This is a genomic window from Citrobacter sp. C348, assembly GCF_047467975.1.
GTDB lineage: Bacteria > Pseudomonadota > Gammaproteobacteria > Enterobacterales > Enterobacteriaceae > Citrobacter > Citrobacter gillenii.
Genome location: NZ_JASJUJ010000007.1, coordinates 279,546 through 291,908 on the forward strand (window position 1 = coordinate 279,546; position 12,363 = coordinate 291,908).

The 12,363-nt window shown below is 51.5% G+C and carries 12 protein-coding genes; 7 read left to right on the forward strand and 5 right to left on the reverse strand.

Going from position 1 to position 12,363, the window contains the following annotated elements:
• Positions 1–155: 155 nt before the first annotated feature.
• The 4 genes from QNN86_RS15270 to QNN86_RS15285 all read left to right on the forward strand — a co-directional run bounded on the left by QNN86_RS15270 (position 156) and on the right by QNN86_RS15285 (position 4,134).
• Entirely contained in the window at positions 156–1,289 is a 1,134-nt protein-coding gene (locus QNN86_RS15270; protein WP_414211538.1) for a porin, read from the forward strand.
• Between the two features lie 283 nt (positions 1,290–1,572).
• Complete coding sequence (locus QNN86_RS15275) at positions 1,573–2,403, forward strand: MetQ/NlpA family ABC transporter substrate-binding protein (RefSeq protein ID WP_117342153.1); 831 nt, start codon at positions 1,573–1,575, stop codon at positions 2,401–2,403.
• Between the two features lie 62 nt (positions 2,404–2,465).
• On the forward strand, positions 2,466–3,482 hold the full coding sequence (gene sfbB, locus QNN86_RS15280) for a virulence-associated ABC transporter ATP-binding protein SfbB (protein WP_414211541.1): 1,017 nt from the start codon (positions 2,466–2,468) through the stop codon (positions 3,480–3,482).
• Positions 3,475–4,134, forward strand: a complete 660-nt coding sequence (locus QNN86_RS15285) for a methionine ABC transporter permease (RefSeq protein ID WP_005125237.1) — start codon at positions 3,475–3,477, stop codon at positions 4,132–4,134. Before sfbB ends, QNN86_RS15285 begins: the two co-directional genes overlap by 8 nt.
• Here QNN86_RS15285 and mnmH read toward each other — a convergent pair.
• The 5 genes from mnmH to QNN86_RS15310 all read right to left on the reverse strand — a co-directional run bounded on the left by mnmH (position 4,131) and on the right by QNN86_RS15310 (position 8,313).
• Entirely contained in the window at positions 4,131–5,216 is a 1,086-nt protein-coding gene (gene mnmH, locus QNN86_RS15290) for a tRNA 2-selenouridine(34) synthase MnmH (RefSeq protein ID WP_414211543.1), read from the reverse strand. The genes QNN86_RS15285 and mnmH overlap by 4 nt on opposite strands.
• Before the next feature lie 96 nt (positions 5,217–5,312).
• The gene (purK, locus tag QNN86_RS15295; protein ID WP_182270283.1) at positions 5,313–6,380 is read right to left on the reverse strand and encodes a 5-(carboxyamino)imidazole ribonucleotide synthase; all 1,068 of its coding nucleotides are present in this window, start codon (positions 6,378–6,380) and stop codon (positions 5,313–5,315) included.
• Positions 6,377–6,886 carry a 5-(carboxyamino)imidazole ribonucleotide mutase gene (purE, locus tag QNN86_RS15300; RefSeq protein ID WP_096758002.1) on the reverse strand — a complete coding sequence of 170 codons (510 nt, stop codon included), beginning with the start codon at positions 6,884–6,886 and terminating at the stop codon, positions 6,377–6,379. Before purE ends, purK begins: the two co-directional genes overlap by 4 nt.
• A 106-nt stretch (positions 6,887–6,992) precedes the next feature.
• Complete coding sequence (locus QNN86_RS15305) at positions 6,993–7,484, reverse strand: hypothetical protein (RefSeq protein ID WP_135912434.1); 492 nt, start codon at positions 7,482–7,484, stop codon at positions 6,993–6,995.
• Positions 7,468–8,313 (reverse strand): winged helix-turn-helix domain-containing protein, encoded by an 846-nt coding sequence (locus QNN86_RS15310; protein WP_414211546.1) that lies wholly within the window; start codon positions 8,311–8,313, stop codon positions 7,468–7,470. The genes QNN86_RS15305 and QNN86_RS15310 overlap by 17 nt, the downstream gene beginning before the upstream one ends.
• 588 nt (positions 8,314–8,901) lie before the next feature.
• Between QNN86_RS15310 and QNN86_RS15315 the strand changes: the two genes are divergently transcribed.
• From QNN86_RS15315 to QNN86_RS15325, 3 genes are all read left to right on the forward strand, one after another.
• Positions 8,902–9,270 carry a hypothetical protein gene (locus tag QNN86_RS15315; RefSeq protein ID WP_414211549.1) on the forward strand — a complete coding sequence of 123 codons (369 nt, stop codon included), beginning with the start codon at positions 8,902–8,904 and terminating at the stop codon, positions 9,268–9,270.
• A 314-nt stretch (positions 9,271–9,584) separates the two neighbouring features.
• Complete coding sequence (locus QNN86_RS15320; RefSeq protein WP_414211552.1) at positions 9,585–12,008, forward strand: inverse autotransporter beta domain-containing protein; 2,424 nt, start codon at positions 9,585–9,587, stop codon at positions 12,006–12,008.
• A gap of 9 nt (positions 12,009–12,017) precedes the next feature.
• A partial coding sequence (locus tag QNN86_RS15325) for an Ig-like domain-containing protein (protein ID WP_414211554.1) occupies positions 12,018–12,363 on the forward strand: 346 nt, incomplete at its 3' end.

Here is a 12,363-nt window from a genome sequence, read left to right on the forward strand (position 1 = left end):
CCGGTGCGTATTTTTTGTTTATCCCGCACAAATTGATAACTCCTTGATATTTAACCGCACAGAACAATAAAAAACCGCCAACACGCGAGTATTAATAAACGTTAATATTTGCGTGCTGAATAATTGGCAGGCTATCTATCAAGGTAAAACAATCCATGACTATAAAAAAAACAGCGCTGGCGGTATCGATCGGCGCAGTAGTGGCATTAACGACGTTCGCCGCCCAGGCGGAAATCACCGTCCTGAAACAAGATCCGCAGGCGGGTAATCCGCTGAGCCGTCTTAACTTCACCGTCGGTGGCAGTATCCGTCCCCAGTTCCAGAACATGGCGGGCGACGATGGCAAGAATGGCTACAAGCGTAACGGTTTTGACGGCGGTACCCGTTTTCGCTTCGCCGCAGATTACTATCTGTTTGATGACATCAGTTGGGTGAGCTACTACGAGCTGGGTGTTAACTTCCCGGCGATGTTCGACTGGGATAATCACCATGCCGACGGCGCCAACGACACCACGCGTCGTATGCTGTACACCGGGCTGAAGAGTGCGACCTGGGGTACGCTGACCTTTGGTCAACAGAACAGCATTTACTATGATGTGGTCGGTGCGAAAACAGATATCTGGGACTACGATATGATCGGTCAGGCACCAGGTAACGGGATTAATGGCGACTACGATGGTTCATATCGTACGCGTAAATCACTGAAGTATAAGAAAACCGTGGGCGATGTAGATCTCTATGCCTCTTATCTTTTCAGCGATGACTACAACCCGAACAACGGTCTGCGCTACAAACGTAAAGGCGGCGGCTCGCTGGGTGCCGATTACCACATTACCGACGACTTAACCTGGGGTACGGCGTGGAACTACACCCGTGCGGAAATGCGCGGCAATGGCAGCAAAACGTACGATCAGAACATCGTGGGTACTGCGCTGAGCTGGAAACCGGACAACTGGACCTTCTCCCTGGGTGGCGGCTGGTATCAAAACTACATGACCACCAAGAAAGTGTCGGTTAACGACTATTTTGCCGGTGACGCGTGGGGGCTGGAATACTTTGCCGGTTACACTTTCCCGGTTGGTCAGTATGCGCTGAAATCCGTTCAGCCTTACTTTATGGGTGATCGTATTGAATACGTGAATGGCCGTAACTACCTGCGCACCGACAACGGCGTGGGGATCAGCTTCCAGCTGGACTACGGCTTCCGTGTCGATTATGAACACGTCTTTACCTCCAGCACCGATAACCTGGGCGACATGAACCTGGTGCGTCTGCGTTACGATTTCTAATCGAACACCTGCCAAACGGAATGCCCGATGCGCGTGTGTTATCGGGCCTACGAGAGCAGCGTAATCGAGTTATTTGTAGGCCGGATAAGGTGCTTGTGGCGCCATCCGGCTTTTTTCATGCCTTCCCCTTCAATTACACACTCTGCAACATCATGAAATAATTTCAAGGACAGCAGGTTGTGATCTGTGTCATGTTAACAATCAGCCTGTTAGGCAGGTCAACAACAACAACGCCGCATGAACGGCGTGAGACACCACATCACAACGTTAAAATGGAGAGATTATGGGATTGCGCCACAATTTACGCATCGCGACCGGAGCATTATTACTGGCCTGCGGCTTACAGTTTGCTCATGCCAATAGCGATCCACAGACTATCGTTTTCGGCGTCGCGCCGGGTCCGTATGGTGACATGGTAAAACAGGCTATTGCCCCGACGCTGAAAGAAAAGGGCTACAAGGTGGTGGTGCGCGAATTCAGCGACTACGTCCAGCCCAATATGGCGCTTTCCAACGGTAGCATTGACGCCAACCTGTTCCAGCACTCGCTGTACTTTGACAAATTCACTGCCGACAAAGGCCTGAAGCTGAGCAAATTGATTGTGGTCCCGACGGCCGGAATGGGGTTCTACTCACATAAAATCAAAAGCCTGGATGAGCTGAAGAAAGGGGACGTGATTACGCTTTCCAACGACCCTACCAACCTGGCTCGCGGGCTGCGCTTCCTGCAATCCATCGATTTGATCACCATTAAAGATAATATCGATCCCACTAAAGCTTCCGAGCGTGATATCGCCAGCAACCCGAAAGGGCTGATTTTCAAACCGCTGGAAGCTGCGCAGTTGCCGCGTACGCTCGACGGTGTGACCGGCGCGTTGGTCAACGGTAACTTCGCCGTTGCCGCAAAACTGGATCTCGCAAGTGCGTTGAAGCAAGAGAATCTGGATGAAAACCTGAAAAATATCATCGCGGTACGCAGTGAAGATGCGGATAAACCGTTCGCCAAAGACATTGTTGAGGCGGTGAAATCACCGGCTTATCGCGCGGTGATTGACGACCCGAAAAATATTTACAGCGCCTTCCAGAAACCGGAATGGATGTCGGCAGCCCAGTAATCGCTGCGCCAATGGGTTAACAGGGCAGCGATGACTGCCCTTTTCGCATTTCTGAGGTGGCTATGATTGAGATAGATAAGGTTTGCGTGGACTTCGCCGCAGGCCGTGGGCCGTCAACCCGTGCGGTTGATGACGTCAGCCTGCGGATCGGCGCAGGCGAGATATTCGGTATTGTTGGGACCAGCGGCGCGGGAAAAAGTACCCTGCTGCGTACCCTGAACGCCTTAACGCGCCCGAGCGAGGGAAGCGTAAAAGTGAATGGCGTGGAAATCTCCGCGCTTGAGGGACGTCAATTACGCAAGGCGCGTCAGCGTATCGGCATGATCTTCCAGCACTTTAACCTGATGCATACCCGCACCGTGGCGCAAAATGTGGCCTTCAGCCTGAAGGCTGCAGGCTGGGAGGGCAGTAAAATTGCCCCACGCGTGACGGAGATCCTGGCCCTGGTGGGACTGTCTGATAAGGCCAACCGTTATCCGGTGCAGCTCAGCGGCGGGCAAAAGCAGCGTGTGGGTATTGCCCGTGCGATTGCCAACCACCCGGATGTGCTGCTCTGCGATGAACCGACTTCCGCGCTGGATCTGGAAACCTCCTCCACCATTCTGGCACTGCTCAAGCAGATCAACGCCCAACTGGGGATCACGATCGTCCTGATCACCCACGAGATGAACGTGATCAAATCTATCTGCGATCGCGTGGCGGTGATGTCCGGCGGCAAGGTGGTGGAGTCCGGCGAGGTGTTTGATGTTTTTGCCCATCCGCAGCACGCGTTTACCCAACAGCTGGTATCACACACGCTCAACCTGACGCTACCGGATCGCCTGCGGCAACATTTGCCGGGGCAGCTGTTAAAAATTCTGTTTATTGGCGATTCGGCAGAACAGCCGGTGCTGTCCGAGGTGGCGGTGAAATTTGGCGTGGCGGTGAATATCCTGCACGGCAAAATTGAATATATTGGCGAGCGGGCGCTGGGGATATTGGTGGTGCAACTGACCGCGCCGCATAATCCTGCGGCGGTCGATGTCGCCGTGGAGCACATTCGTCAACGTACCGCACAGGTGGAGGTGATTCGTGGATGATTTATTGCCGGATTTGACGCTGGCGTTCAATGAAACCTTCCAGATGCTGAGCATCTCAACGGTGCTGGCAATTGTTGGCGGCCTGCCGCTGGGTTTTTTAATCTTCGTAACCGACCGTCATTTATTCTGGCAGAACCGTTTTGTGTATCTGCTCAGCTCCGTGCTGGTGAATATCATCCGTTCGGTGCCGTTTGTGATCCTGCTGGTGCTGCTGCTGCCGTTAACTCAGTTTCTGCTCGGCAATACCATCGGGCCGATTGCGGCGTCGGTACCGCTGTCGGTAGCGGCGATTGCATTTTATGCCCGACTGGTGGACAGCGCCCTGCGCGAGGTCGATAAAGGCATTATTGAAGCGGCGGAGGCCTTTGGCGCCAGCCCGATGCGCATCATTTGTACGGTGCTGTTACCGGAAGCCAGTGCCGGCCTGCTGCGTGGGTTGACGATAACGCTGGTCAGCCTGATCGGCTATTCCGCGATGGCCGGGATTGTTGGTGGCGGCGGCGTTGGTGACCTGGCGATTCGCTTCGGTTATTACCGCTACGAAACCCAGGTCATGATCGTCACCGTGGTGGCGCTGATTATTCTGGTACAGGTTGTTCAGGTGCTGGGCGACTGGCTGGCGAAACGCGCGGATAAGCGCGACCGGCATTAATGCGTCTGAACCCAGTCATTCACCTCCTGCCATGTGCCGCGAAAGACAATTTTCGCGGCTTTCTTCTCTAACTGGTAACGATACATCGGATCGTAATATTCGTTGAGTAACGGCACCAGCCAGCCCATGTGACCGTCGGTGCTGCCGCTGGCCTGTTGCTCGTTCAACGCGACGTCGAGCAGCTCGGTCAGTTCCGCAAAACGTTGTAACCCTAAACGACGGCGGATGGCGAACAGACCGTGGTGCAGGTATTCGCTGTATTCCTGCCAGCCCTGGGTTTCCCCGTACGCTTGGGTGAAATCGTGGTGCATGCGCACGAAATACTCTTCACGCAGTCGTTCGAGGCGCAGTTCAAAGGGATCGTCGACCACCGCAATCGTGGCCTGAGTCATGCGCTCGCGCAAGCACTCGGGCAAATGATTGGCGCCAATCATGCGGCCTTCATCTTCCAGCACCCAGCGATGCAGGTCCTGACGGCTGTCGGTTTTCAGCATCTCGACCGCCAGCAGGTTTTCAAAACTGGCCTGGCTCAGTTGCGGCTCAACCGTGCGACCAAAAGAAGAGCCGCGATGGTGCGCCAGACCTTCAAGGTCTACGCCGTTTGGCTGTTGTTGCACCAGTAACGTTTTACCGCTGCCGGTACAGCCGCCAATTAAGACGATGGGTTTTTGCACCAACTCTTCGGTTATTTGTATCGCGGCCTGACGCAGGGCTTTATAACCGCCCTTTATCAACGGGTAGTCAATGCCGGATTCACGCAGCCACTGCTGCACAATGTGTGAACGTTGACCGCCGCGCGCGCAGCATAGGTATCCTTTTGGGTGCTGACGACAGGCGGCTTGCCAGGCATTCATCCGCTGCTGGCGAATGTCACCGCTCACCAGCTGATGTCCCAGTGCCAGCGCCGCTTCCGGTCCCTGACGTTTGTAACAGGTCCCGACCGCGGCACGTTCGTCATCGTTCATCAGGGGAAGGTTGATAGCCTTCGGCATCGCACCTTGTTGAAACTCAACCGGGGCGCGTACATCGATTAAGGGCGTACCGGCGAGCAGAATCGCGCGATAGTCCGTTCCATCGTTCATGTTCAATCCTGAAAATACAAAACAGCAATGGAGGGGATTTTACGCGCCAGAGGAGGGGCCGGGGAAGGATAAAATCCATTCCCCGGCATTAATGGCTTATTTCAGTTTGGACTGTGCCCAGATAATGCCGCTGGCATATTCCGGCGGTAGCAGGGGAATCAGTGCTTCCAGCGTGGCGCTCAGGCGAGCGGTATCGCTGTCGGTCAGGTTCAGGTGACCAACCTTACGGCCTTCACGCACCTCTTTGTCATACCAGTGCAGATGCACCAGCGGCAGCTTCAGCCAGTCGTAGTTCAGGTTGCTGCCGATCAGGTTTACCATCACCGAAGGATTGTTGACCACCGGCGTCGGCAACGGCAGGCCGGTAATGGCGCGCAGGTGCAGTTCAAACTGGCTGATGCTGGCGCCGTTTTGCGTCCAGTGCCCGCTGTTGTGTACGCGCGGGGCCAGTTCGTTGATCAGCAAGCCTTCCGGGGTGATAAAACACTCCATCGCCATTACGCCAACATAGCCCAGTTCCTGCATGATGGCAGAGAGCATCGCCTCGGCCTGATCCTGCTGTTTAGCATTGGCCTGCGGGAATGCAACGCTGGTACGCAGAATGCCGTCCTGATGCAGGTTATGGGTCAGCGGATAGAAGACGGTACTGCCGTCGTGCGCACGAGCGCCAACCAGCGACACTTCACCAGAGAAGTTGATTCCCCGCTCGACGATGCACTCGCCGTAGCAGTCGTCCGGCAGTTGTTCGGTTTCGTGGGCGCGTAAACGCCACTGCCCGCGACCGTCGTAGCCGCCGACGCGACGTTTGACGATCGCCAGTTCGCCCAGTTTGTCGAAGACCGCAGACCATTCGCTATTGTCTGCCAACAGCTGCCACGGCGCGGTAGCCAGCTTCAGTTTGTCAAACAGCTGCTTTTGCGTCAGACGGTCGGCAATAATCGGGAAAATATCACGGTTGACGAACGCCGGATGACGCGCCAGTTCGCGGGTGAGCGCGGTTTCCGGCCAGCGTTCAATCTCGGCGGTGATGACGCTTTGTTGAAAGGGAACGGCAGCGGGTTCGGCATCCAGCCCGACGGGCCAGACCGCAATCCCCAGCGGCTCACCGGCCTGACGCAGCATGCGCCCTAGCTGGCCGTTACCGAGTACGCAAACCTGCTTCATGCCGCACCTCGCGGGTCCGGGTTCTCCAGTACCTCGTCGGTTTGGGCTTTACGCCAGTCATGCAGACGCTGATGCAGTTCTTTATCGTGTGTCGCCAGAATTTGTGCTGCCAGCAGGGCCGCATTCGCCGCGCCCGCTTTACCAATCGCCAGCGTGCCCACCGGAATACCGCGCGGCATCTGCACGATGGAGTACAGGCTGTCTACGCCGCTCAGCGCTGCGCTTTGCACCGGAACACCTAATACCGGTACCAGCGTTTTGGCGGCAATCATACCGGGCAGATGTGCTGCACCGCCTGCGCCTGCAATAATCACCTGATAGCCGTTCTCTTCAGCACTTTCGGCGAAGCTAAACAGTCTGTCGGGGGTGCGGTGGGCAGAGACCACTTCAACGTGGTGCGGGACATTCAGGATTTCGAAGATTTCGGCGGCGAACTGCATGGTAGCCCAGTCGCTTTTGGACCCCATCACGATGGCGACTCGCGCCGGATTATTGCGGGAAGACATGCGTCTGAAAACTCCTGTGGTGCACAACACTCGACTTTTGAGGCCACAGAGAATAGCATGTTTTAACGTCAAGGAAAACGATTGCGCAGGAGGAGGGAACGCGTAGTTATCCCTCTTTATTTACACATAACGCAAAGGGTGACTGCAGGTTTCCGATTAACCACGCATTACCTGACGGACTCAGGTGCATTTGTCTACTTGTTCCTTTCTGAGCATAAAAGAAGCTATTTCTAAATAACTCATCGTTTGCGGTATCGCGCGCGTTCTTCATATATTCCACATTATAGATTGAAATCTCGTTTGGGGAGGTTATTTCATAATCAAACACGGCCATTCGCGAGATGGTTTGTACATTGCTACCCGTTTTGATATTTCCTGATAATATTACTTTACCATTGTGATCCTTACCCAGACGAAAGTTCATTTCAATAGTAGAGATAAAGATGGGATCTAGATGATCGTAATGTATAATTGTTGCACAGTTAATATCTAAACCGGGAGTCTGGTACCGATTGAATATAAATCTGTAAAATGAGAATGCTAATAGCAATAACAGCATAAAGGGGAACAGCCATTTTTGTTTATATATTACTTTCATGACCGCTCCAGTAATAGTTCAGGCAAGATATATAGTTTCTATCTTTAGAGGTGCAGCGACTAATAAATACACGCCCTTCTTTACCATACAAATAAGATTCAGAAGCATGGTAAGTAAAAGAAGCACCGATAAGACATGATATATTTTCTCGTCTAACGAGCTCCAGAAACAATCTTTTTTTCTTCTCTGTAAGTGAAATTGAATTTTTCTGAATGGTGTAGACTGGACACGTTTCATAGTTAAATAAAAAATATCTCGGGGTATCTTTTATGTCTGCGGTTCGGTTCTCGGGATACCAGTATTTCTCTGTTAACATGATAATGCTCATTATTACAATAATTAACGATAATATTGTGTATCTGAATCGCTGATAGGGTGTTTGTTTTTTTTCTACCAGATCGCTACGGCTTTCTTCTGCTTGTTTGCTTATCTGTAGGGTGTTTTCCTGTTGCAATACCGTTTCAGACTGAGAGAGGCTTTCAGGAATATCATTATCGATAATCTGGACGTCAATATTACGGCTGAACATAAAACCAACCCGGGGTACGGTCGTAATACATTCGGCAGAAATACCTAAACGGGAAAAACATTTTCTGAGTTCGGATATGTATTTATTCAGTGTATGATTTGATGAACGCAGACCATGGGCATCCCAAACATCATCAAGCAGTTCATTACGGGTCAGGACTTGTCCATGGCGATTAAGAAGACATGCCAGGAGTCGGTTCATGGTGAGGGTCAAAATGACAGTTGATTCCTCATCGCCCAACGGCCATATTGAGCCATCCTCAGTACGATATTTTATCCGTTTATCAATCAAATAAACCATTCCCGCCTCTCCGTGCCTCATGGTGACATAATGGCTTAAACCACCTGCATTCCTCGTGCTGTTTTCTTATCAGCATTGATGTTGGCATGATAGCACATTTAGATAGCCCTCACATTTTTGTAGTTAAATTGTTTGTACTTTAACTGTATTTAAGTTTATGTGTCTGTAAATGCTTAAATTTTCGATACAAGTATCTTATTGCGGCATTGAGTTGTTAGGATTAGTCGTATAAGTAAATGAGTAAGGACTGAACGGTTTTAGCTGAGGGCGTGTCTCTAACGTTCACACTTCTCGCCACGCCTGAGTTAGTGCGTATAAGGAGCAACACAATGACAATCACCAGACCACTCGGGAGAACAACTCAGGTTTTTGATGGTCTCTTTAAGTCTTTCAGACAAAGGTTTTTATCTGCTTTCATTGTTAATGAGTTGTATTGTTGTTATGAGGTATAAAATTCTGTCGAAAAACACATATATAAAATTAGTATTTAGATATGTGCTTAAAAAGTGTGATTTTAACTACAAAATATGCATTGTTGATATCGACTCGTTTTATTCGTTTGGTGAGTTATTGGATGTTATTGAGTATATGGATATTGAACAGAATGTCTTTCTGATGAAAGGTATTAGCGTTCATTCTAAGGTTCTGGCACCTATTACAGCTTTTGATCGAGATGATGGTTTGAGTGAAATATTGTGTTGTATCAAGAATGGCCGCTCGATGACCTGGACAGATATTGAAGATTATATAGCCAGGGTGCAGGAACTTTCCATGATGACTGAAAAAGAGAAGAAGATTGCTATTGCAGTTGCGCAGCATTCGAATATATCTGTAGTGGCAACATTTCTTAATGCGAATAACAAGACGGTTTATTCGCGAGTGGGAGTGATCGCCCGCAAACTCAATCTAAAACATGTTACTGAAGTCAGGCAATTTATCGGAATTGAAATAGCTTAATTTATAATGTGTAAATAATGGTTGACGGTATCACGGCCATGCTGGCCAACTTTTATATAAACGACGTAATTATATCCTTTCTGTCAAGGAGGGGATGGTGCATTCCTTTTATACAGGTATTTTAATGTATGCGAAATTTTTTTCGACGTTTTGTTTGGATTAATATAATAACCCAGTTCTTATTCCCCGTGACGGTTGCGTTCACGCCAGCGATTGCTGGTACGGGAAGCGAACGGCGATTTCTTAATACACAATCGGCAAATTCTACAGTAGATATTCCAACCCAGGTGTATATTCTCCAGCCTGGCGAAAGTGTGGATTCCGTTGCGGCGAAATTCAACATGAGTACGGATGCGCTGAAAAGACTCAATCAATTACGTACCTTTTCGCGCGGTTTTAATGCATTGCAGGCGGGTGATGAACTGGATGTGCCGTTAACCCCGTTTCCTGAGATAGCCTGGGGTGAAAACGACCCGCTCCCTTCAGTTGACAATGAACGCGAGAAAAATATTGCCGGAATTGCGTCCCGCGCCGGGAGCTTTTTGGCTAACAACCCTGATACGGATGCGGCCGTTACCCTGGGCAACAGCATGGCAACCACCGCGGCCAGTAGTGAGGTGCAGGAGCTCCTGAACCGCTTCGGAACCGCCCGCGTGCAGCTGGAGACTGACAAAAAACTGTCGCTGAAAAATTCTCAGCTTGACCTGCTGGTTCCACTTTACGATCGGGGGGATAGGGTGGTGTTTACCCAGGGAAGTCTCCATCGTACGGATGACCGCAACCAGTCGAATCTGGGGGTGGGGATTCGTCACTTCATCTCTGATTATATGCTGGGCGTTAATACGTTTGGCGACTATGACCTCTCCCGCGAACATGCCCGCGCCGGTATTGGTGCGGAATATTGGCGTGACTTTGTTAAATTAAGTGCGAATGGTTATTTCAGACTCACCGGCTGGAAGGATTCCCCGGATGTCAGAGATTATGATGAACGCCCGGCGAATGGCTGGGATGTTCGGACACAAGGCTGGTTACCGTTTGCCCCGCAACTGGGGGGGAAGCTGACCTGGGAGCAGTACTATGGCAAAGACGTTGCACTATTCGGAAAGAATAATCGCCAACGTAACCCGTTTGCGGTCACGGCCGGCCTTGAATACACGCCGATCCCGTTACTGAGTTTAAACGCTGAGCAGCGTCAGGGGCAGTCGGGCAAAAATGATACCCGTATGGGGATCGGTTTTAATTATCAACTGGGTATGCCGTGGCATCAGCAGATCGATCCGTCATCAGTGGCGGCAATGCGTAGTCTGGCTGGCAGCCGATACGATCTGGTTGATCGTAACAACAATATTGTTCTTGAGTATCGTCAGCAGGAAGTGCTGCGTATCAGTTTGCCGGATGTTACAGAGGCGCGCTCTTCAGAGCTGATCCGTATTCCTGTTACCTTGCACAAGGATAAATATGGGCTGAAAGAGACGCAATGGACGTCATCGCCAGGATTCGTAGAGCAGGGAGGGACCCTGCAGAAACGTTCAGAAAGAGAAATTGACGTTCGTATCCCTGCTTATACCCAAGGGACACGTAGTGGGGCTGCGCAGGAATACACGCTGACTGCGGTAAGCTTTGATAATAAAGGTAATCGTTCGAATACAGCCAGCACAATTATCCGTGTTAGCCCCTCTCACCACGAGATGGGGGAACTTGTCGTCACGCCGAAGAGCCCCGTTGTCGCAGATAACAGCAAGTTTGTTTCACTGACGGCCGCCGTAAACGATGAGTCTGGTTTAGGCGTGCCTGGGCAACAGCTGACTTTCAGCGTATCGGGCCTGACGGATGAGAATAACAACTCCGCGGCCACGCTTTATACCGATACGCAATCGAACAGCAAAGTACTCTCTGTTACCACGGATGCGGATGGAAAGGGAACGGTTATGCTACGCAGTAAGGTAGCAAAAAAGGGTTCTGTGACGGTCACAACGGATGACGGGAGTACCAGGGAAGCACAGGTATTATTTGCCGCTGATGCTAATACTGCAATGATCAGTGGTCTGAACGTGACCAAAAATCATGCTCATGCGGATGGTTTAAGTTCGAACGAAATTGAAGCTGTTGTTCTGGATGCGCAGGGTAATCCGCTGGCGAATTTTACCGTTGAAGCGGATGCAGATAATGATGGTGTGGTCGATACATCATTGTTAACCGATGCAAAGGGTAAAACGACGCTGAAGATCACCAATGAGCGTGCCGGAGAAACGAATGTTGCCGTTCGCTCAGGATCGGCAACGCGAGCTGCGTTGTCGACTACGGTGCACTTTGTCGTAGACAAATCAGCCGCGCATATTGCTGAAGGTGATCTGAGGGTTACGGCGGGTGCCAAAGCCAACGGAATGGACAGCAATGCGGTAACGATAAAGGTGACGGATACCCGGGGAAATATTGCCGGGGGGGTGATCGTGGATATTAGCGCCGTTGGCGAAACGGCGGAAGCGACGGTTACGGCAGACACGTTTGCAAGTAATGATGAGGGTCTGGTGAATGCGATTATCAGAACTCAGACTGCCGGAGAGTATAAGGTCAACGCATCTATACGTGAATCCGGAAGTTCAACCGACACGACAACGCACTTTATCGCCGACCAGGACTCCGCCAATATCACCGACAGCAATCTGAGTGTCACCTCCGGAGCGAAGGCGGACGGGCAGGCAGGCAACGCCGTTGTGGCGCTGGTGACGGATGCGTAGGGCAATCCGGTGGCAAAGGCCGACGTGACGTTCACGGCAGATAACACCGGGGTTACGTTTGCGTCTGCGGTGGTGACCACGGGCGATGACGGTAAGGCCAGCACCACGCTGACCAGCACCGTGGCCGGGAAAATTATCGTGACGGCAACGGTAGGCAATAATGCCGCCAGCAAGGAGACGGCATTTATCGCCGACCGGGACACCGCCAACATCACCGACAGCAACCTGAGCGTCACCTCCGGAGCGAAGGCGGACGGGCAGGCAGGCAACGCCGTTGTGGCGCTGGTGACGGATGCGCAGGGCAATCCGGTGGCAAAGGCCGACGTGACGTTCACGGCAGATAACACCGGGGTCA